11 protein-coding genes are annotated in these 21,408 nt (G+C 72.7%); 8 read left to right on the top strand and 3 right to left on the bottom strand.

What is annotated here, in order from left to right; translation table 11 throughout:
- Nucleotides 1-134 precede the first annotated feature (134 nt).
- The 8 genes from OG764_RS10900 (at nucleotide 135) to OG764_RS10865 (ending at nucleotide 13,935) form a co-directional block, all read left to right on the top strand.
- Nucleotides 135-5,633, top strand: coding sequence for a HAMP domain-containing protein (locus tag OG764_RS10900; protein ID WP_328968228.1), 5,499 nt, complete (start codon nucleotides 135-137; stop codon nucleotides 5,631-5,633).
- Between the two features lie 229 nt (nucleotides 5,634-5,862).
- Nucleotides 5,863-6,543: a response regulator gene (locus OG764_RS10895; protein ID WP_328968227.1), complete on the top strand. Its 681-nt coding sequence runs from the start codon at nucleotides 5,863-5,865 to the stop codon at nucleotides 6,541-6,543.
- Between the two features lie 203 nt (nucleotides 6,544-6,746).
- Nucleotides 6,747-9,506, top strand: coding sequence for a DNA translocase FtsK (locus OG764_RS10890; protein ID WP_328968226.1), 2,760 nt, complete (start codon nucleotides 6,747-6,749; stop codon nucleotides 9,504-9,506).
- Between the two features lie 213 nt (nucleotides 9,507-9,719).
- Complete coding sequence (locus OG764_RS10885; protein ID WP_328968225.1) at nucleotides 9,720-10,565, top strand: helix-turn-helix domain-containing protein; 846 nt, start codon at nucleotides 9,720-9,722, stop codon at nucleotides 10,563-10,565.
- Between the two features lie 159 nt (nucleotides 10,566-10,724).
- On the top strand, nucleotides 10,725-12,212 hold the full coding sequence (gene rimO, locus OG764_RS10880) for a 30S ribosomal protein S12 methylthiotransferase RimO (RefSeq protein ID WP_328968224.1): 1,488 nt from the start codon (nucleotides 10,725-10,727) through the stop codon (nucleotides 12,210-12,212).
- Entirely contained in the window at nucleotides 12,209-12,877 is a 669-nt protein-coding gene (pgsA, locus tag OG764_RS10875; RefSeq protein WP_328968223.1) for a CDP-diacylglycerol--glycerol-3-phosphate 3-phosphatidyltransferase, read from the top strand. Before rimO ends, pgsA begins: the two co-directional genes overlap by 4 nt.
- 94 nt (nucleotides 12,878-12,971) lie before the next feature.
- Nucleotides 12,972-13,451, top strand: a complete 480-nt coding sequence (locus OG764_RS10870; RefSeq protein ID WP_328972944.1) for a CinA family protein — start codon at nucleotides 12,972-12,974, stop codon at nucleotides 13,449-13,451.
- Between the two features lie 109 nt (nucleotides 13,452-13,560).
- Entirely contained in the window at nucleotides 13,561-13,935 is a 375-nt protein-coding gene (locus OG764_RS10865) for a helix-turn-helix domain-containing protein (protein ID WP_328968222.1), read from the top strand.
- 472 nt (nucleotides 13,936-14,407) lie between these two features.
- On the opposite strand, the gene OG764_RS10855 is transcribed toward OG764_RS10865, so the two are convergent.
- The 3 genes from OG764_RS10855 to OG764_RS10840 all read right to left on the bottom strand — a co-directional run bounded on the left by OG764_RS10855 (nucleotide 14,408) and on the right by OG764_RS10840 (nucleotide 21,377).
- Nucleotides 14,408-15,178 (bottom strand): SDR family NAD(P)-dependent oxidoreductase, encoded by a 771-nt coding sequence (locus tag OG764_RS10855; protein WP_328968221.1) that lies wholly within the window; start codon nucleotides 15,176-15,178, stop codon nucleotides 14,408-14,410.
- A gap of 32 nt (nucleotides 15,179-15,210) precedes the next feature.
- Nucleotides 15,211-16,473, bottom strand: coding sequence for a nuclear transport factor 2 family protein (locus tag OG764_RS41735; RefSeq protein WP_443055886.1), 1,263 nt, complete (start codon nucleotides 16,471-16,473; stop codon nucleotides 15,211-15,213).
- A gap of 299 nt (nucleotides 16,474-16,772) precedes the next feature.
- Nucleotides 16,773-21,377 carry an ATP-dependent helicase gene (locus tag OG764_RS10840; RefSeq protein ID WP_328968220.1) on the bottom strand — a complete coding sequence of 1,535 codons (4,605 nt, stop codon included), beginning with the start codon at nucleotides 21,375-21,377 and terminating at the stop codon, nucleotides 16,773-16,775.
- Between the last annotated feature and the right edge of the window lie 31 nt (nucleotides 21,378-21,408).

The following is a 21,408-nucleotide window of genomic DNA, read 5'->3' as shown; positions in this document are numbered from 1 at the left end:
GGATTCCACCCGCAGGTGCCCGTCGCTGCACGAAGGTGCCGAACAATTGCGGCCGGGTCCGGCCATGGTGAAAGACTGGGAAGGCTTGGCACAGGAGCCCGGGCAGTGCGGTCGACCCTTTCGGGAGGGACACGGTGGAGTCTGGCGTGGCGGCGCGGAGGACCAGTACGCGTGCAAAAGGCGGACGGTCCCGGCGGAACGGCACCACAGAGGTGGACACGGCTGCCCTGAACCGGTTGCTGACGGCGCTCGTGTCGATGCGGGACGGCAACTTCCGCAAGCGGCTGACGGTGTCCGGCGACGGTGTGATGGCGGAGATCGCCGCCGTCTACAACGAGGTCGCCGACCGGAACCTGCACCTGACCGGGGAGCTGTCCCGGGTCAGGCGGATGGTGGGACGGGAGGGCAAGCTCAGCGAGCGGCTGGAGACGGGGGCCTGCGAGGGCTCCTGGGCGGCCGCGATCGACGCCTCGAACGCGCTGGTCGACGACCTCGCGCGGCCGGTCTCGGAGGTCGGCCGGGTGCTGTCGGCGGTCGCCGAGGGCGATCTCGACCAGCGGATGGACCTGCGGACGCAGTCGCCCGAGGGGGTGGGGCACCCGCTGCGCGGCGAGTTCCTGAAGGTCGGGCGCACGGTCAACAACCTGGTCGACCAGCTGTCGGCGTTCACCGACGAGGTGACCCGGGTCGCGCTGGAGGTCGGTACCGAGGGCAAGCTCGGCGGGCAGGCGCAGGTCCGCGGGATGTCGGGTTCCTGGAAGGACCTGACGGACTCCGTCAACACGATGGCGTACCGGCTCACCGCCCAGGTGCGTGACATCGCCCTGGTGACGACGGCGGTGGCCAAGGGCGACCTGTCGCGCAAGGTCACCGTGCACGTGGCCGGCGAGATGCTCCAGCTGAAGAACACCGTGAACACGATGGTGGACCAGCTGTCGTCGTTCTCGTCCGAGGTGACCCGCGTCGCCCGGGAGGTCGGTACGGAGGGCGAACTCGGCGGGCAGGCGCAGGTGCCGGGCGTGGCCGGGGTGTGGAAGGACCTGACGGACTCCGTCAACACGATGGCGGGCAACCTGACCGCGCAGGTGCGGGGGATCGCCCAGGTCACCACGGCCGTCGCCAACGGAGACCTGTCCCAGAAGGTGACGGTGAGCGCGCGGGGCGAGGTGGCCCAGCTCGCCGAAACGATCAATCAGATGACGGAGACCCTGCGAACCTTCGCCGACGAGGTGACCCGGGTGGCGAGCGAGGTCGGCGCGAAGGGCCTGCTGGGCGGCCAGGCGCAGGTGCCGGGCGCGGCGGGCACGTGGAAGGACCTCACCGACTCGGTGAACACGGTCTTCCGCAACCTCACCACGCAGGTGCGGGACATCGCGCAGGTGACCACCGCGGTGGCCAACGGCGACCTGTCGCAGAAGGTCACGGTCGACGTCGCGGGCGAGATGCTGGAGCTGAAGAACACCGTCAACACGATGGTGGACCAGCTGCAGTCCTTCGGCGCCGAGGTGACCCGGGTGGCCCGGGAGGTCGGCGTCGAGGGCGAACTCGGCGGCCAGGCGCAGGTGCCGGGTGCGGCGGGCACGTGGAAGGACCTCACCGACTCGGTGAACACGGCCTTCCGGAACCTGACCGGGCAGGTGCGCAACATCGCGCAGGTGACGACGGCGGTGGCCAACGGCGACCTGTCGCAGAAGGTCACCGTGGACGTCTCCGGTGAGATGCTCCAGCTGAAGAACACCGTGAACACGATGGTCGACCAGCTGTCCTCGTTCGCCGACCAGGTCACGAGGATGGCCCGGGACGTGGGTACGGAAGGGCGGCTCGGCGGTCAGGCGCGGGTGGAGGGGGTCTCCGGCACCTGGAAGGAACTGACGGACTCCGTCAACTTCATGGCGGGGAACCTGACCTCGCAGGTGCGGCAGATCGCCCAGGTCACCACCGCGGTGGCGCGCGGCGACCTGTCGCAGAAGATCGACGTGGACGCCCGCGGCGAGATCCTGGAGCTGAAGAACACCATCAACACGATGGTCGACCAGCTCTCCGCCTTCGCCGAGCAGGTCACGCGGGTGGCCCGGGACGTGGGCACGGAGGGGCGGCTCGGCGGTCAGGCGCAGGTGCCGGGCGTGGCCGGCGTGTGGCGGGACCTGACGGACTCGGTGAACGGCATGGCCGGGAACCTGACCTCGCAGGTCCGCAACATCGCGCAGGTGGCGACGGCGGTGGCGCGCGGCGACCTGTCGCAGAAGATCGACGTGGACGCCCGCGGCGAGATCCTGGAGCTGAAGAACACCCTCAACACGATGGTGGACCAGCTGTCGTCGTTCGCCGAGCAGGTGACCCGGGTGGCCCGCGAGGTGGGTACGGAGGGCATCCTCGGCGGCCAGGCCGAGGTCAAGGGTGTCTCGGGCACCTGGAAGGACCTCACGCAGTCCGTCAACTTCATGGCGAACAACCTGACTTCGCAGGTGCGCAACATCGCCGAGGTCACCACCGCGGTGGCCATGGGCGACCTGTCGAAGAAGATCACGGTCGACGCGAAGGGCGAGATCCTCGAACTCGTCACCACCGTGAACACGATGGTGGACCAGCTGTCGTCGTTCGCCGAGCAGGTGACCCGGGTGGCCCGCGAGGTGGGTTCGGAGGGTCAGCTCGGCGGCCAGGCCCGGGTGCGCGGGGTCACCGGCATCTGGAAGGACCTCACCGACAACGTCAACCTGATGGCCAACAACCTGACCTCGCAGGTCCGCAACATCTCGCAGGTCTCGGCGGCCGTCGCCAACGGCGACCTGACGAAGAAGGTCACCGTGGAGGCGCGCGGCGAGGTCGCGCAGCTCGCGGACACCGTGAACACGATGGTGACCACCCTGTCCTCGTTCGCGGACGAGGTGACCCGGGTGGCCCGCGAGGTGGGCACCGAGGGCCGGCTGGGCGGGCAGGCGCACGTGCCCGGCGTCTCGGGTACGTGGAAGGACCTCACCGAGTCGGTGAACTCGATGGCGTCCAACCTGACCGGCCAGGTCCGCCAGATCGCCATGGTCACCACCGCCATCGCCAAGGGCGACATGACCAAGAAGATCGACATCGACGCCCGCGGGGAGATCCTGGAGCTCAAGACCACAATCAACACGATGGTGGACCAGCTGTCGTCGTTCGCCGACCAGGTGACCCGGGTGGCCCGCGAGGTGGGCACGGAGGGCATCCTGGGCGGGCAGGCCCGGGTGCGGGACGTCGACGGCACCTGGCGGGACCTGACCGAGTCCGTGAACGAGATGGCCGGAAACCTCACCCGGCAGGTGCGTGCCATCGCGGCCGTGGCCACCGCGGTGACCCGCGGCGACCTGAGCCTGAAGGTCGACGTGGACGCGGCCGGCGAGATCCAGGTCCTCCAGGACAACATCAACACGATGATCGTCAACCTGCGCGACACCACCTTGGCCAACAAGGAGCAGGACTGGCTCAAGGGCAACCTCGCGCGGATCTCCGGCCTGATGCAGGGCCGCCGGGAGCTGGACGACGTGGCCGGGCTCATCATGAGCGAGCTGACCCCGGTGGTCTCCGCGCAGCACGGCGCGTTCTACCTGGCGCAGCCTTCCGGCGGGGCCGGCGAGATCGGTGCCGAGGTCGGCGGGGACGGCCCGTACGAGCTGCGGATGCGGGGCAGTTACGCGTACGCCGGCAGTGCGATGCCGACGTCCTTCCGGCCGGGGGAGGGGCTGATCGGGACGGTGGCCGAGGAGAAGCGGATCATCCTCGTCGAGAACACCCCGCCCGGCTACCTGAAGATCTCCTCGGGGCTCGGCGAGGCGCCGCCGGCGCACGTGATCGTGCTGCCGGTGCTCTTCGAGGGGAAGGTGCTCGGTGTGATCGAGCTGGCCTCCTTCCAGCCGTTCACGCAGATCCAGAAGGACTTCCTCAGCCAGATCGCCGAGATGATCGGCACCAGCGTCAACACCATCAGCGTCAACTCCAAGACGGAGGTGCTGCTCAAGCAGTCCCAGGAGATGACGGAGCAGCTGCGGGAGCGCTCGGACGAGCTGGAGAACCGGCAGAAGGCGCTCCAGGCGGCCAACGCGGAGCTGGAGGAGAAGGCCGAACTGCTGGCCCGGCAGAACCGCGACATCGAGGTGAAGAACACCGAGATCGAGGAGGCCCGGCAGGTGCTGGAGGAGCGGGCCGAGCAGCTCGCCGTCTCCATGCGCTACAAGTCCGAGTTCCTGGCGAACATGTCCCACGAGCTGCGCACCCCGCTCAACTCGCTGCTGATCCTCGCCAAGCTGCTGGCGGACAACGCGGACTCCAACCTCTCGCCGAAGCAGGTGGAGTTCGCGGAGACGATCCACGGGGCGGGTTCCGACCTGCTCCAGCTGATCAACGACATCCTCGACCTGTCGAAGGTGGAGGCCGGGAAGATGGACGTGAGTCCGACCCGGATCGCGCTGGTCCAGCTGGTCGACTACGTGGAGGCCACCTTCCGCCCGCTGACCGCGGAGAAGGGGCTGGACTTCTCGGTGCGGGTCTCGCCGGAGCTGCCGGCCACCCTGCACACGGACGAGCAGCGGCTGCTCCAGGTGCTGCGCAACCTGCTGTCGAACGCGGTGAAGTTCACCGACAGCGGGGCCGTGGAGCTGGTGATCCGGCCGGCCGGCGCCGACGTGCCGATCGCGATCCGGCAGCAGCTGCTGGAGGCCGGGTCGCTCCAGGAGGCGGACGCCGACCTGATCGCCTTCTCGGTCACCGACACCGGGATCGGGATCGCGGCGAGCAAGATGCTGGTGATCTTCGAGGCGTTCAAGCAGGCCGACGGGACCACCAGCCGCAAGTACGGCGGCACCGGGCTGGGGCTGTCCATCAGCCGCGAGATCGCCCGGCTGCTCGGCGGCGAGATCCACGCGGCGAGCGAGCCCGGCCGGGGCTCCACCTTCACGCTCTACCTCCCGCTGCACCCGAGCGAGCTGCCGCCGCAGGGGTACGCGCAGCCCGCTCCGGGGGGCCGGGCGGACCTCGGGCGCCGGGCGCCGGTGCCCGAGCTGCCGGCGGCCGAGCTCTCGGCGGCGTCGTTCCCGTACGGGGCCGGGGCGCCTGCGGCGGGGCGCGGGCAGGCGGCGAGCCCGACGCTGTTCCGGCGGCGCCGCAAGGCCGCGGGCGACGTGGAGCGGCGGCCCGCGCTGCCGGGCCAGCCGAACGCCGTGCCCGGGGGCGAAGAGCTGTGGGGGAGCGTGCCCGAGGAGCTGCCCGTGCCGCCGCGGACGTTCGACTTCCACGGCGAGAAGGTGCTGATCGTCGACGACGACGTGCGCAACGTCTTCGCGCTGACGAGCGTGCTGGAGCAGCACGGGCTGGCGGTGCTGTACGCGGAGAACGGCCGGGAGGGCATCGAGGTCTTGGAGCAGCACGACGACGTGACGGTGGTGCTGATGGACATCATGATGCCGGAGATGGACGGCTACGCGACGACGGCGGCGATCCGCAGGATGCCGCAGTTCGCCGGACTGCCGATCATCGCGCTGACGGCGAAGGCGATGAAGGGCGACCGGGAGAAGGCCATCGATTCCGGCGCTTCCGACTATGTCACCAAGCCGGTCGATCCCGACTATCTGCTGACCGTCATGGAGCAGTGGATGCGCGGAAAGTGATCGTAGGGCCCTTGTCCGGGGCCCGTTGCTGACGCAGGGTGGCGGAACGGAGGTGGGCGGGCGGGAGACGGGGAACCTTCTGCTCTCCCACGCCGTTCCTGCTACGTGCACAGTGACATCTCGGTGACAGGGTGTGGCGATCTCGGGAGTGGGGCTACCATGACCGGCACAAGGACGGACGGGCTCTGCGTGTCGGGGAGGCCCCATGCCGGGGCGAGGAGGACAGGGCATGGTGCAGAAGGCCAAGATCCTCCTGGTCGACGACCGACCGGAGAATCTGCTGGCGCTCGAGGCCATTCTCTCGGCGCTCGATCAGACACTGGTCCGGGCGTCGTCGGGGGAGGAAGCGCTCAAGGCGCTGTTGACGGACGATTTCGCGGTGATTCTGCTCGATGTGCAGATGCCGGGCATGGACGGGTTCGAGACCGCGGCGCACATCAAGCGGCGTGAGCGGACCCGGGACATCCCGATCATCTTCCTCACGGCGATCAACCACGGACCCCACCACACCTTCCGCGGGTACGCGGCCGGCGCGGTGGACTACATTTCCAAGCCCTTCGACCCGTGGGTGCTGCGGGCCAAGGTCTCGGTGTTCGTCGAGCTGTACATGAAGAACTGCCAACTGCGCGAGCAGGCGGCGCTGCTGCGGCTCCAGCTCGAAGGCGGGCAGCCGGGCACCGGCGGCTCCAAGGAGGCGGCGGGCCTGCTGGCCGAACTCTCGGCGCGCCTCGCGGCCGTCGAGGAACAGGCCGAGGCGCTGTCCAAGCAGCTCGACGACGAATCGGCGGACGCGGCGGCCGTGGCGACCGCCGCCCACCTGGAGCGCAAACTGACCGGGCTGCGCAGGGCGCTGGACGCCCTGGAGCCCGGCGCGGGCGGCGCCGCCGCGCCCCTGCCCGCGCAGACCTGACGGACCGGCACGCAGCGGGTCCGGCCCGGAGCAGTCGCCGGCCGGACCCGTCGGCGTTCCCCGACAGGGCTGCCTGACGCGGGATCGGGACGTGCCGCGCCGGGTCTGGCCGTACGTCAAACTGCCGACGCGCGGCCCGACACGAACGGGTGAAGGGGTGGGCACACGTGTCCGCCGCCGCAAGCACCGGTAACCTCGCCCCCATGGCCTCACGTACGTCCGGCAAGGGTTCCCAGAGCAGCGAGGGCACCGCGAAGGCCCGCACCGGCCGTACGACGGCAGCGGCCAAGAAGGCGGCCCCCGCACGCAAGCCACCCGCCAAGAAGTCCGCCGCGCCCGCCCGCCGCGCTCCCGCGAAGAAGGCCGCGCCGAAGCCGGCCCCGTCCCCCACCGGGGGCGTGGTCAAGGTGGTGCGGGCCGTCTGGCTCGGCGCCGCCCACGCCGTCGGCGCCGTTTTCCGCGGGGTGGGCCGGGGCGCCAGGAACCTCGACCCCGCGCACCGCAAGGACGGGCTCGCGCTGCTGCTGCTCGCCCTCGCCCTGATCGTGGCCGCCGGCACCTGGTCGAACCTGCGCGGGCCGGTCGGCGAGCTGGTCACCATGCTCGTCACCGGCGCGTTCGGCCGGCTCGACCTGCTGGTGCCGCTGCTCCTCGGCTTCATGGCCGTCCGCTTCATCCGGCACCCCGAACAGACCGACGCCAACGGCCGGATCGGGGTCGGCCTGACCGCCCTGGTCGTCGGCGTCCTCGGCCAGGTGCACATCGCCTGCGGCGCACCCGGCCGGGACGCCGGCACCGAGGCCATGCGGGACGCGGGCGGCCTCGTCGGATGGGGCGCCTCGCAGCCGCTCATCTTCACGATGGGGGCGCCGCTCGCGGTGCCGATGCTGTTCCTGCTGACCGTGTTCGGGCTGCTGGTGGTCACCGCTACCCCGGTCAACGCGATCCCGCAACGGCTGCGCCAGCTCGGTGTCCGGCTCGGCATCGTGGCCACCGACGAAGAGGACCCGTACGGCACCGACACCGGCACCGAGCACGATCCCGAGCAGTGGCAGGCCCGCTCCCGGCGGGCGCCCGCCCCGGTGGACGAGGTGGACCTGGCCGAGGAGGAGGCGCTGAAGCGGCGCCGCCGCCCGCGCCGGGCCTCGGTGCAGCCGCCGCTCGACCGCCCGTTGGACGCGGTGGACGTGGCCGCGGCCGCCGCGGCCGCCCTCGACGGGGCCGTGCTCAACGGGCTGCCGCCGTCCCCGCTCGTCGCCGGCCTCACCCAGGGGGTCGCCGCCGAACGCCCGGTGGAGACCACCGAGCCGGTGCCGGCCCCGCCGGTGCCGGGTGCCCGGCCGGCCGCCGGCCGCGGGGCCGGACCCGCGGTCCCGCCCGTGCCCACGGTCCCGCCCCTGCCCGCCGCAGTGCCGGACCTCACCAAGGCGCCGCCGGAGACCTCCGGCCCGCTGCCGCCGCGCGCGGAACAGCTCCAGCTGCGCGGGGACATCACGTACGCGCTGCCCTCGCTCGACCTGCTGGAGCGCGGCGGGCCCGGCAAGACCCGCAGCGCCGCCAACGACGCGGTGGTGGCCTCGCTGACCAACGTGTTCATGGAGTTCAAGGTCGACGCGGCCGTCACCGGCTTCACCCGCGGTCCGACGGTCACCCGGTACGAGGTCGAGCTCGGCCCCGCCGTGAAGGTCGAGCGGATCACCGCGCTCACCAAGAACATCGCGTACGCCGTGGCCAGCCCGGACGTCCGGATCATCAGCCCGATCCCCGGCAAGTCGGCGGTCGGCATCGAGATCCCGAACACCGACCGCGAGATGGTCAACCTGGGCGACGTGCTGCGGCTGGCGGACGCGGCCGAGGACGACCACCCGATGCTGGTGGCGCTGGGCAAGGACGTCGAGGGCGGCTACGTGATGGCCAACCTGGCGAAGATGCCGCACGTGCTCGTGGCCGGCGCCACCGGTTCCGGCAAGTCCTCCTGCATCAACTGCCTGATCACCTCGGTCATGGTGCGGGCGACCCCGGAGGACGTCAGGATGGTGCTCGTCGACCCCAAGCGCGTCGAACTCACCGCCTACGAGGGCATCCCGCACCTGATCACCCCGATCATCACCAACCCCAAGCGGGCAGCCGAGGCCCTGCAGTGGGTGGTGCGCGAGATGGACCTGCGCTACGACGACCTGGCGGCCTTCGGCTACCGGCACATCGACGACTTCAACAAGGCCATCCGTGACGGGAAGGTCAAGCTGCCCGCGGGCAGCGAGCGCGAGCTGACGCCGTATCCGTACCTGCTCGTCATCGTCGACGAGCTCGCCGACCTGATGATGGTCGCGCCGCGCGACGTCGAGGACGCGATCGTCCGCATCACCCAGCTGGCCCGCGCGGCCGGCATCCACCTGGTGCTGGCCACCCAGCGGCCCTCGGTCGACGTGGTGACCGGCCTCATCAAGGCGAACGTGCCCTCCCGGCTCGCGTTCGCCACCTCCTCGCTCGCCGACAGCCGCGTCATCCTCGACCAGCCCGGCGCCGAGAAGCTGATCGGCAAGGGCGACGGACTGTTCCTGCCGATGGGCGCCAACAAGGCGACCCGGCTGCAGGGCGCCTTCGTCACCGAGGACGAGATCGCCGCGATCGTCCAGCACTGCAAGGACCAGATGGCGCCGGTCTTCCGGGACGACGTCACGGTCGGCCAGAAGCAGAAGAAGGAGATCGACGAGGAGATCGGCGACGACCTGGACCTGCTGTGCCAGGCGGCGGAACTCGTGGTATCCACCCAGTTCGGCTCCACCTCGATGCTCCAGCGCAAGCTGCGGGTCGGGTTCGCGAAGGCCGGCCGGCTCATGGACCTCATGGAGTCGCGGGGGGTCGTGGGCCCCAGCGAGGGCTCCAAGGCACGCGACGTGCTGGTCAAACCGGACGAGCTGGACGGGGTTCTGGCCGTCATCCGCGGGGAGTCTCACCCGTAAGGGATCGGGGGGAAACCGTTTCCCCCGGGCGCGCGTCAAGTTGAGGGAAGGGACGGAGCTGCACGCCATCGTGCTCGTCCGGCTCATCGGAGTCGGTTCGGACACAGAGCCATACCGATGGCGTACGGAGGCCACCCTCCGGTTGCTCCACCCTTTCGTCACCCCCCTAGACTGGACGTCCAGCAGGTGGCTACACGCTCGAAAGGCGCCCTCGTGTCCATCGGCAACTCCAACTCCCCCGAAGACGACCGGCCTTCGACCGATGACCGGCCTTCGATCGGGCGTGTCCTGAAGAAGGCGCGCATTCGCGCCGGACTCACCGTCGAAGAGGTCAGCGGCTCGACCCGCGTGCGCGTCCCGATCGTCCAGGCGATCGAACAGGACGACTTCAGCCGCTGTGGCGGCGATGTGTACGCACGCGGCCACATCCGTACCCTCGCCCGTGCCGTCGGGCTCGATCCGGAACCCCTGGTCGAGCGCTACGACGCCGATCACGGCGGCCGTCCCGCACCCACGCCGGCCGCACCCAGGTTCGAAGCGGAACGGATCCGCCCCGAGCGGCAGCGGCCGAACTGGACCGCAGCCATGGTCGCGGCGATCGTCGCCGTGATCGGATTCGTCGGCTTCACCATGTTCAACGGAAGCGACGAAGCCGCCAAGAAGCCGGTGGCGGAGGGATCCGTCTCGCCCCAGCCGGCACCCAAGCCGTCCGGCGCGGTCAAGCCCGCCCCCACCCCGCCGCGGCCCGAGCCCTCGAACAGCGCCATCGCGGCCGCGCCCAAGGACCTGGTCACGGTCGTGCTGTCGGCGGTCGACGGCCAGAGCTGGATCTCCGCGAAGGACCACAACGGCCGGCTGCTGTTCGACGGAATGCTCGAACAGGGCGACTCCAGGACCTTCACCGACAAGGAGTCCGTGGACCTGGTCCTCGGCGACGCCGGCGCGGTCACGCTGTTCGTGAACGGCAAGGAGATCAAGGACAGCTTCCAGCCCGGCCAGGTGGAGCGGCTGACCTACACGAAGGACGACCCGCGCGAGGCCCCGGCCCAGGAAGGCTGACCGGGTACCGGCCCGACGCGCCCGACCGGGCGCGGACCGGGCGCGCGGGCCGAAGCGGAATACGGCCGGATCCCCGGGTGCGCGGCGCCGCACCCGGGGATCCGCGCTGCTCCGGGCACCCGGCGGGGGCCGGCGGCTGGACGAAGTACTCTTGAGTCCATGCCCGAACGCCGTACCGTCGCCCTTGTCACTCTTGGCTGCGCCCGTAACGAGGTGGACTCGGAGGAGCTCGCAGGCCGCCTGGCGGCGGATGGCTGGGAGCTCGTCCAGGACGCCGCGGATGCGGATGTGGCCGTCGTCAACACCTGCGGCTTCGTCGAAGCCGCGAAGAAGGACTCCGTAGACGCCCTCCTGGAAGCCAACGATCTCAAGGATCACGGCAAGACCCAGGCCGTCGTCGCGGTCGGCTGCATGGCCGAGCGCTACGGCAAGGAACTCGCCGAGGCCCTGCCCGAAGCCGATGGTGTCCTCGGCTTCGACGACTACGCCGACATCTCCGACCGCCTCCAGACCATCCTGAACGGCGGCATCCACGCGTCGCACACCCCGCGCGACCGCCGCAAGCTCCTCCCGATCAGCCCGGCCGAGCGCCAGGGCGCCTCCGAGGTGGCCCTGCCCGGCCACGCGCAGGAGACCCCCGAGCCCGCCCCGGCCGACCTGCCCGACGGGCTGGCCCCGGCGTCCGGACCGCGCGCCCCGCTGCGCCGCCGGCTGGACACCAGCCCGGTGGCCTCCGTCAAGCTCGCCTCCGGCTGCGACCGCCGCTGCTCCTTCTGCGCGATCCCGTCCTTCCGCGGCTCCTTCATCTCGCGCCGCCCCAGTGACGTGCTCCAGGAGACCCGCTGGCTGGCCGAGCAGGGTGTCAAGGAGGTCATGCTGGTCTCCGAGAACAACACCTCGTACGGCAAGGACCTCGGCGACATCCGGCTGCTGGAGACCCTGCTGCCCGAGCTGGCCGAGGTCGAAGGCATCGAGCGGGTGCGGGTCAGCTACCTCCAGCCCGCCGAGATGCGCCCCGGCCTGATCGACGTGCTGACCTCGACGCCCAAGGTCGTTCCGTACTTCGACCTGTCCTTCCAGCACTCCGCTCCGGACGTGCTGCGGGCCATGCGCCGCTTCGGCGACACGGACCGCTTCCTGGAACTGCTCGACACGATCCGCTCCAAGGCCCCGCAGGCCGGTGTGCGGTCCAACTTCATCGTGGGCTTCCCCGGTGAGACCGAGGCCGACTTCGCCGAGCTGGAGCGTTTCCTCACGCACGCGCGGCTCGACGCGATCGGCGTCTTCGGCTACTCCGACGAGGACGGTACCGAGGCGGTCGGCTACGAGCACAAGCTCGACGAGGAAGTGATCGCCAAGCGCCTCGCCCACATGCAGCGCCTCGCCGACGAGCTGACCTCGCAGCGGGCCGAGGAGCGCATCGGCGAGATCGTCGAGGTGCTCGTGGAGTCCGTGGGCGAGGAGACCGGCGACGAGGACGGGGCCACCGGACGCGCCGCGCACCAGGCCCCCGAGACCGACGGCCAGGTTATGTTCACGACAAGCGAGGGACTGGTTCCCGGTCGTATGGTCATGGCAAAGGTGGTCGGCAGTCTGGGCGTGGACCTGGTCGTCGAGCCGCTGGACCTTGAGGAGGCGGCCGGATGACCGGAGTCCCGGCATCAGCGGCGGGTGGGACCGGCCGTCGGCCTGCGCCCGGCGGAAAGCTGGGGGCGGCGGCCGTCAATCAGGCCAGCCTGTGGAACATCGCGAACATCCTTACGATGATCCGCCTCGCTCTGGTGCCGGGCTTCGTCCTCCTGCTGCTCGCGGAGGGCGGGTACGACCCGGCCTGGCGCGCGCTGGCCTGGGCCGCGTTCGCCATCGCCATGATCACGGACGTGTTCGACGGGCATCTGGCCCGTACGTACAACCTGGTCACGGACTTCGGGAAGATCGCCGACCCCATCGCCGACAAGGCGATCATGGGTTCGGCGCTGATCTGCCTGTCCTATCTCGGCGACCTGCCCTGGTGGGTCACGGGGGTGATCCTCGGGCGCGAGCTCGGCATCACGCTGCTGCGTTTCTGGGTGATCCGCTACGGGGTGATTCCGGCCAGTCGCGGCGGGAAGCTGAAGACCCTCGCGCAGGGAACCGCCGCGGGCATGTACGTTCTGGCTCTGACCGGGCCGCTCGCGACGCTGCGCTTCTGGATGATGGCCGTCGCCGTGGTGCTGACGGTGGTCACCGGCCTGGACTACGTGCGCCAGGCGGTCGTCCTGCGGCGCCGGGGACTGGCGGCGGAACGCGCCGCTCAGGGCGGACAGGGCTGAGCGACAGGACTGAGTGGCGAGAACGGTCATGACAGTGAGCACAGGGGCCGGCGATTCCGCCGGTACGGGTGGGGCCGCGGCGGACGCGCTGCGGATGCTTGCGGAGCGTGACGAGTCGCTCGCCGTCGCCGAGTCGCTCACCGGTGGACTGGTCGCCGCCGAACTGACCGCGGTGCCCGGTGCCTCCCGCTCCTTCCGCGGCTCGGTCACCGCGTACGCCACCGAACTCAAGCAGCGGCTGCTCGGCGTCGACGGGGCACTGCTGGACGCGCACGGTGCGGTGAACGCGCAGGTCGCCGCGGAGATGGCGGCCGGAGTGCGACGAGCGCTCGGGGCGGTCTGGGGGATCGCGACCACCGGGGTGGCCGGCCCCGATCCGCAGGACGGGCAGCCGGTGGGCACCGTCTTCGTCGCCGTGTCGGGTCCGGCGGGGGAGAGGACGGCCGCCTTGAGGTTGAACGGCGGCCGAGCGGACATCCGTAGGGAGAGCGTACGGAGGGTGCTCGAACTCCTCTTGAGCGAACTGCGGGAGAATCCGCGGACACAGGGTACGGAACAGAACGGGGGGATTTGATGTTTGCAGCCCTGAGTGAACACGACATCGCTCCCCGCACGGCCGCCGCGCGAGGCGGTACGGTGGGGCGTGAAGGATGCCGCTACACGGTCAGAGGAGGGAGCCACCGATGATTCTGCTCCGTCGCCTGCTGGGTGACGTGCTGCGTCGGCAGCGCCAGCGCCAGGGCCGTACTCTGCGCGAAGTCTCCTCGTCCGCCCGAGTTTCGCTCGGCTATCTCTCCGAGGTGGAGCGGGGGCAGAAGGAGGCATCCTCCGAGCTGCTCTCCGCGATCTGTGACGCGCTGGACGTACGGATGTCCGAGCTGATGCGCGAAGTCAGCGATGAACTCTCGCTCGCCGAGCTGGCCCAGTCGGCTGCTGCGAGCGATCCGGTACCGGTTCGCCCGATGCTCAATTCGGTTTCGGTGACTTCGGTCACCGTCCCGACCGAGCGGGTGACCATCAAGGCGCCGGCCGAAGCGGTGGATGTCGTAGCCGCTTGAGATGAAGCGTGGGGCGAGGCCCCGGCCGGGTGTGTACGCACTGTGTGCGCACCCGGCCGGGGCCTCGCGCTGTCCCGGGGCGGTTCTGGATGCGGCCGCCACGGGGGTACGGGAGGATGGGCGGGTCCCGACCCCCGGCCCGAGGAGGCAGCCGTGTGGCGGATACGGACGCCTCTGCTCGTGGCCGCGGCGGTGGCCGGCGGGGTGCTGTGGTGGTGGGCCGTGCTGCGGCTCGCCCTGGTGCCCGCGCGGGCCGGCGTGGTCGAGGGCGCTGTGGCCGTGGGCGGGTGGGGGCTGAGCCTGCTGCCGGTGCACTGCGTACCGCTGGGGCGGGCCGCAGGGATCTCCGAGGCCCGGCGCCGGCGGGACGGCCCGCTGGGGCGGGCGGCGGCGCGGGCCGCGGGCCGGGCGGCCCGCAGGGTGGCCGCCGTGGCGAACCCGACGGCACGGCGTCCGGTCCGGGCGTCGTGGACTACCAGGGCATCGAGACGCCGCCGTTCGGGCGGAGGATCTGGCCGGTCATGAAGGACGAGGCGTCCGAGGCCAGGAACAGCACGGTCTGAGCGATGTCGGCGGCCTCGCCGACCCTGCGCAGCGGGGACATCCTGATCATGGCGGCCTCGGTCTGCTCCTGGACCTCGGGGCTGTGCCGGCCGGTCATCGGGGTGCGTATCCAGCCGGGCGCGACGGCGTTCACCCGGATGCCGAGCGGCCCCACCTCGGTGGCGAGGGTCTTCGTGAGCTGGACGACGGCGGCCTTGGCGGCGCTGTAGCAGAGCAGCCCGGGCTGGGCCGCGTCCACGGCCCCGGAGGCCATGGTGACGATGCTGCCGGGGCGGCCGGCCGCGGTCATCGCGCGGGCCGCCTCCTGGCAGGTGCGCAGGACGCCCTTGAAATTGACGTCGAGCACCCGGTCGAGGTCCTCGTCGCGGGTGTCCAGGACGCTGCTCGTGTGCATGATGCCGGCGATGGCGGCGGTGATGTCGAGGGGGCCGGCGGCGGCCACGGCGGCGCGGACCTGGGCGCGGTCGGTGACGTCGAGGGGGTGGGTGACGGCGGCGCCGCCGTCAGCCGCGACCAGGGCGGCGGTCTCGTCGAGGCCCTTCTCGTCGCGGTCGGCGCAGTGCACGGTCGCGCCCGCCCGGGCGAGGAGCACGGCGGTGGCCCGTCCGATGCCGCTGGCGGCGCCGGTGATCAGCGCGGTGCGGCCGGTGAGGTCGTACGAGGCGTGGGGTGTGGGCATGCGGGGACGGTACGACCGGATCTGACGGACCGTCAACCAGTGGGGGCGGGGTCTTCCGGGTGGGCGGGGCCCTCGGGATGGGCGGTGCTCGTGGGGTGGGCGGGGGCTTCCCGGGGGGTGGGGCCCGCGGGGTGGGCGGTGCTCGTGGGGTGGACGGGGGCTTCCGGTAGCCGGTCGGTCCGGACCTGCCAGCGGGTGATCTTGCCGCCGCGGACCGTGGCGGCCCACCGGGCGGGGCCGGCCGGCCGCGGATCGGAGCACTCGCTGTACCCGGAGACGCTGACCACGTCCCCGTGGACGGTGACCGAGTCGAACACGTTGCGGTGGTCCGGGAAGGCGGCGAAGAAGCGGCGCCAGGCGTCGACGCAGGCGGACCGGCCGGCCACGACGGCGCCCGCGCCGTCGACGAACACGTGGTCCTCGGACATCAGGCGGGCCAGGCCGTCGGGGTCGCGGGCGGTGATCCGGCCGTTGAAGCGCAGCACGACGGAGCGCGGGTCATGGCCGACCGGGCCGCTCTGGCAGCGCGGGCACCAGTAGGTGGGGCGGTCGTCCTGCGGGGCCTCCCGCAGCGGCGTGCGGCAGCGCAGGCAGGGGCGGCCGGCCCGGCCGTAGACGAACAGGTCCTGGCCCGGTCGGTGCAGCCCGGTGGTGTTGCGGGGGTGCTCGGCCGGGCCGATGTTGGCCTTCAGGAGGCGGTGCGCGGCGCCCGCGATCCGGCCGAGGTCGGGGGCGGCGAGATCGCCCACCGGAGTCCAGGGGGTGACCCCGGCCAGGAAGCAGAGCTCGGACTTGTAGATGTTGCCGATGCCCGCCAGGTTCCGCTGGTCCAGGAGGGCCTCGCCGAGGGGGCGGGCCGGATCGGCGAGGAGGTTGCGGGCGGCGGCCGCGGGATCCCAGTCCGGGCCGAGCAGGTCGGGGCCGAGGTGGCCGACCACGCGGTCCTCGTCGGCGGTGCGCAGGAGTTCCAGGACCGGCAGCCGGTAGCCGACCGCGGTGTGGGCGGCGGTGCCGAGCACGGCGCGGATCTGGTGCGCGGGACCGCCGCGCCACGGCCGGCCGGCCGCGAACACGTGCCAGGCGCCGTCCATGCGCAGGTGGCTGTGGAGGGTGAGCCCGCCCTCGACGCGGGTCAGCAGGTGCTTGCCGCGGGGGACGACCTCCTCGACCGTGCGGCCGGTGAGGTCGGTGGTGGCCAGCCGGGGCACGCGCAGGTCCCACCGGGTGAGCTCGCGCCCACCGAGCGCGTCCCGCAGACGTGCGGCGACCCGCCAGATGCTGTCTCCTTCGGGCATGCGGCCATTGTCCCCCGGGTGGAGGGCGGGGGTGGGGGTGGCTCGGGGGCCCGTCGGCCGTTGGCTGGCGGGCCGGCGGTCTGGCGGTCCCGGGGGTTGGCGGTCCGGCGGCCTGGCGGTCCGGTGGGTTGGCGGTGCGGCGGGTTGGCGGTGCGGCGGTTGGGTGGCGCGGAGGTCTGGGGTCCGGCGGCGCGGCGGCGCGGCAGACCGGCAAGCCGGCAAGCCGGCGGTGCGGTGGTCCGGTCCCGTGTCCACCCGGCCGCGCGTCCCCGCCGGGCCGCTCCCGCCCGACACCCCCGTCACGTGCGCGCCCGTAGGCCCCTCGGGGTGGCGTGGAAGCCGGTGGATTCCAGGGTCGGGGCGAACGGGGAGGTCAGGGCGGCGGCTCCGTTGATCCGCTCGACCGTGAGGGCGGGGAGGCGGCCGGTGTGGGCGGCGGTGGCCAGGGCTTCCGCTGCCCTGGCCAGGCGCGGGTCGTCCGGGCCGGGCCAGCACAGCAGGGTCTTGCCGCCCCGCTCCAGGTAGAGGGTCAGCTCGCCGTCGACCAGGACCACCAGCGAGCCCGCCTTGCGGCCCGGCTTGTGGCCGGCGTCCGAGGGCGGTTCGGGCCAGGGCAGGGCCGCGCCGTACGCGTTAGCCGGGTCCGCCGCGGCCAGGACCAGGGCCGGCCGGGCGGCGCCCGCCTCGTCGCGGTCCCGTGCGGTGGCCGCCGCGCGCAGCCGGTCCACCGCGCCCTCCATCGCGAACTGGGCCGCGCCCAGGCCCTCGACGACGTAACCGCGGCGCGCCTGACCGCTGTCCTCGAAGGCGGACAGGATCCGGTAGACGGCCGAGAAGCCGCCCTCCACCCCTTCGGCGGCGACCGCGCCGCGGGTCACCACGCCGTGCCGGTCCAGGAGGGTGCGGGCCAGGGCGTGCGCCCGATGGGTGGCCTCCGGTTCGCGGTCGGGCAGCAGCGACCACCGGCCGGAGACCGTGGGCGGTCCCGTACGGGAGGCCGTCGCGCTCAGCGAGCCGTAACGGCCGCGCGGGACCGTGCGCTTGGCCCGGTGCGCGGTCGACCCGGCGGTGCGCCCGGATCCGAGCAGCGCGCGCAGCGGCGCCAGCGTGTCGTTGGTGAGGCGGCCCGACCAGGTCAGGTCCCAGATGGCGTCGGCGAGTTGAGGGTCGGTCACCTCGGGCTGTACCGCGCGGACTTCGCCGGCGATCTGGCGGAAGAACAGGCCGTACCCCCCGGCCAGCGCGTCCAGTACCGCCCGGTGCAGCGGGCCGAGCTCCAGCGGGTGCGGGGCGGGAAGCAGGAGCGGCGCCGTGTCCGCCGGATAGAGGGAGATCCAGCCGTCCTTGCCGGGCAGGGCGCCGGCCCCCGCCCACACCACCTCGCCGCTGGTGGTCAGCTCGTCCAGCAGGGTGGGGGAGTAGCCGCTCACCCGGGAGGGCAGCACCAGCTTCTCCAGCGCGGAGGCGGGCACCGGGGCGCCCTGGAGCTGCTCGACCGCCCGGGCCAGGCCGTCGATGCCCCGAAGGCCGCCACCCAGGTGCTGCCACTGCGGCAGGAAGCCGGCGAGGGCGGCCGGCGGCACCGGCTCCAGCTCCTGGCGCAGGGCCGCGAGGGACCTGCGCCGCAGCCGCCGCAGCACGGTCGTGTCGCACCACTCGCGGCCGATGCCGGCGGGATGGAACTCGCCCTGCACCACCCGGCCCGCCGCCGCGAGCCGTTGCAGGGCGCCCTCGGTCACCGCGGCGCCCAGGCCGAAGCGGGCCGCGGCCCCGGACGAGGTGAACGGGCCGTGGGTGCGCGCGTACCGGGCCAGGAGATCACCCAGCGGGTCCTTCACCGGCTCGGTGAACGCCTCCGGAACCCCCACCGGCAGGGCGGTGCCCAGCGCGTCGCGCAGCCGGCCCGCGTCCTCCACGGCCGCCCAGTGCTCGACCCCCGCGATCCGGACCCGGATCGCCCGGCGGGCCGCGCCCAGCGCCTGCGGCCAGGCCGGCTCCGCGCCCCGCGCCGCCAGCTCGTCGCCGGTCAGCGGGCCGAGCAGGCGCAGCAGGTCGGCCACGCCCTCGGCGTCCTTGATCCGCCGCTCCTCGGTCAGCCACTGGAGTTCCCGCTCCAGCTCTGCGAGCACCTCCGCGTCGAGCAGTTCACGCAGCTCCGCCTGGCCGAGCAGTTCGGCCAGCAGGCTGGAGTCGAGGGAGAGCGCGGCCGCCCGGCGCTCGGCCAGCGGGGAGTCGCCCTCGTACAGGAACTGCGCGACGTAGCCGAAGAGCAGGGAGCGGGCGAAGGGGGAGGGCTCGGGGGTGGTGACCTCGACCAGGCGGACCCGGCGGGCCTCGATGTCGCCCATCAGCTCGGTGAGCCCCGGCACGTCGAACACGTCCTGGAGGCACTCCCGGACCGCTTCGAGCACGATCGGGAACGAGCCGAACTCGGAGGCGACCTGGAGCAGCTGGGCGGCGCGCTGCCGCTGCTGCCACAGCGGGGTGCGGCGGCCCGGGCTGCGGCGCGGCAGCAGCAGGGCGCGCGCCGCGCACTCCCGGAAGCGGGACGCGAACAGGGCGGATCCGCCGACCTGTTCGGTGACGATGCCGCCGATCTCGCCCCGGTCGAACAGGACGTCGGCGGCGCTCAGCGGGGCCTGCTCGCTGTCGAACTCGAAGCCGGGCGCGGCCGGATCGTGGTCCAGCAGGTCCAGGCCGAGGAGATCGGCGTCCGGCAGCCGCAGCACGATCCCGTCGTCCGCGTGCATCACCTGGGCGTCCATCCCGAACCGCTCGGCGAGCCGTGCGCCCAGCGCCAGCGCCCACGGCGCGTGCACCTGCGCGCCGAACGGCGAGTGCACCACCACCCGCCAGTCGCCCAGTTCGTCACGGAACCGCTCGACCACGATGGTCCGGTCGTCGGGCACGTGCCCGCAGGCCTCGCGCTGCTCCGTCAGGTACGCGAGGACGTTGTCCGCGGCCCAGGCGTCGAGGCCCGCCGCGAGCAGCCGCAGCCGGGCGTCCTCGGCGGGCAGCCCGCCGACCTCGCGCAGGAACGCGCCGACCGCCCGGCCCAGCTCCAGCGGCCGGCCCAGCTGGTCGCCCTTCCAGAACGGCAGCCGCCCCGGCACTCCGGGCGCCGGGGTGACCAGCACCCGGTCGCGGGTGATGTCCTCGATCCGCCAGGAGGTGGTGCCCAGGGTGAAGACGTCGCCGATCCGGGACTCGTACACCATCTCCTCGTCCAGCTCGCCGACCCGGCCGCCGCCCTTCTTCGGGTCGGCGCCGGCCAGGAACACCCCGAACAGCCCGCGGTCCGGGATCGTGCCGCCGGAGGTGACGGCGAGGCGCTGGGCGCCGGGCCGCCCGGTCACGGTGCCCGCCACCCGGTCCCAGACCACGCGCGGCCGCAGCTCCGCGAACGCGTCCGAGGGATAGCGGCCCGCGAGCATGTCGAGGACCGCGGTGAACGCCGACTCGGGGAGCGCGGCGAACGGGGCGGCGCGGCGCACCAGCGCCAGCAGGTCGTCCACCTGCCAGGTGTCCAGGGCCGTCATCGCGACCAGCTGCTGGGCCAGCACGTCCAGCGGATTCGACGGCACCCGCAGCGACTCGATGGAGCCCGTGCGCATCCGCTCGGTGACCACCGCGGCCTGCACCAGGTCGCCGCGGTACTTGGGGAACACCACGCCCGTCGACACGGCGCCCACCTGGTGGCCGGCCCGGCCCACCCGCTGCAGCCCGGACGCCACCGAGGGCGGCGACTCGACCTGCACGACCAGGTCCACCGCACCCATGTCGATGCCCAGCTCCAGGCTGGACGTGGCGACGACGGCCGGCAGCCGGCCCGCCTTGAGGTCCTCCTCGACCAGGGCCCGCTGCTCCTTGGACACCGAACCGTGGTGGGCGCGGGCGAGCAGCGGCGGCGCGCCCTTCGCGGCCCCGGACTGGGCCATGATCTCGGCGGGCGGAGCCCCCTCGGGCAGGGCCCGGCCGACGGCGCGCTCGTACGCGATCTCGTTGAGCCGGTTGCACAGGCGCTCGGCGAGGCGCCGCGAGTTGGCGAAGACGATGGTCGACCGGTGGGCCTGGACGAGGTCCGCGATCCGCTCCTCCACGTGCGGCCAGATCGACGGCTTGTCGCCGCCGTCCCGCCCCTCGGTGGCGGGGGAGCCGCCGAGCTCGCCCATGTCCTGCACCGGCACGACCACCGACAGGTCGAACTCCTTGCCCGACGGCGGCTGGACGATCTCCACCCGGCCCCGCGGCGCCAGGTACCGGGCCACCTCGTCCACCGGCCGGACCGTCGCCGACAGGCCGATCCGGCGGGCCGGGCGCGGCAGCAGCTCGTCCAGCCGCTCCAGGGACAGCGCGAGATGGGCGCCGCGCTTGGTGCCCGCGACCGCGTGCACCTCGTCGAGGATCACCGTCTCGATGCCCGACAGCGCCTCGCGGGCCGCCGAGGTCAGCATCAGGAACAGCGACTCGGGGGTGGTGATGAGGATGTCCGGCGGCCGGGTGGCCAGCGCCCGCCGCTCGGCGGGCGGGGTGTCGCCGGAGCGGATCCCCACCCGGATGTCCGGCTCGGGCAGCCCGAGCCGCACCGACTCCTGCCGGATGCCGGTCAGCGGGCTGCGCAGATTGCGCTCCACGTCCACCGCGAGGGCCTTCAGCGGAGACACGTACAGCACCCGGCAGCGCTTGCGGGGCTCCGCGGGCGGCGGGACGCTGGCGAGCCGGTCCAGGGCGGCCAGGAAGGCGGCCAGCGTCTTGCCCGATCCGGTCGGCGCCACCACCAGGACGTCCGAGCCCGCCCCGATCGCCCGCCAGGCGCCTTCCTGCGCGGTCGTGGGCTGCGCGAAGGCCCCGGTGAACCAGGAGCGGGTCGCGGGGGAGAACGAGTCGAGCGCGGTGCCGGCCATGCCCCCCATCGTGCACCCGGCCACTGACAAC

Origin of the sequence: Streptomyces sp. NBC_00239 (assembly GCF_036194065.1) — a bacterium.
GTDB lineage: Bacteria > Actinomycetota > Actinomycetes > Streptomycetales > Streptomycetaceae > Streptomyces.
This window is presented reverse-complemented; position numbering and strand designations above follow the sequence as displayed.

Excerpts from the sequence above, each read along its gene's own strand:
- rimO (WP_328968224.1), top strand. The coding sequence starts at position 10,725 with ATGCCCGAACGCCGTACCGTCGCCCTTGTCACTCTTGGCTGCGCCCGT.
- OG764_RS10895 (WP_328968227.1), top strand. The coding sequence starts at position 5,863 with ATGGTGCAGAAGGCCAAGATCCTCCTGGTCGACGACCGACCGGAGAAT.
- OG764_RS10865 (WP_328968222.1), top strand. The coding sequence starts at position 13,561 with ATGATTCTGCTCCGTCGCCTGCTGGGTGACGTGCTGCGTCGGCAGCGC.
- OG764_RS10840 (WP_328968220.1), bottom strand. The coding sequence starts at position 21,377 with ATGGCCGGCACCGCGCTCGACTCGTTCTCCCCCGCGACCCGCTCCTGG.
- OG764_RS10855 (WP_328968221.1), bottom strand. The coding sequence starts at position 15,178 with ATGCCCACACCCCACGCCTCGTACGACCTCACCGGCCGCACCGCGCTG.
- OG764_RS10870 (WP_328972944.1), top strand. The coding sequence starts at position 12,972 with ATGCTTGCGGAGCGTGACGAGTCGCTCGCCGTCGCCGAGTCGCTCACC.
- OG764_RS10890 (WP_328968226.1), top strand. The coding sequence starts at position 6,747 with ATGGCCTCACGTACGTCCGGCAAGGGTTCCCAGAGCAGCGAGGGCACC.
- pgsA (WP_328968223.1), top strand. The coding sequence starts at position 12,209 with ATGACCGGAGTCCCGGCATCAGCGGCGGGTGGGACCGGCCGTCGGCCT.
- OG764_RS41735 (WP_443055886.1), bottom strand. The coding sequence starts at position 16,473 with ATGCCCGAAGGAGACAGCATCTGGCGGGTCGCCGCACGTCTGCGGGAC.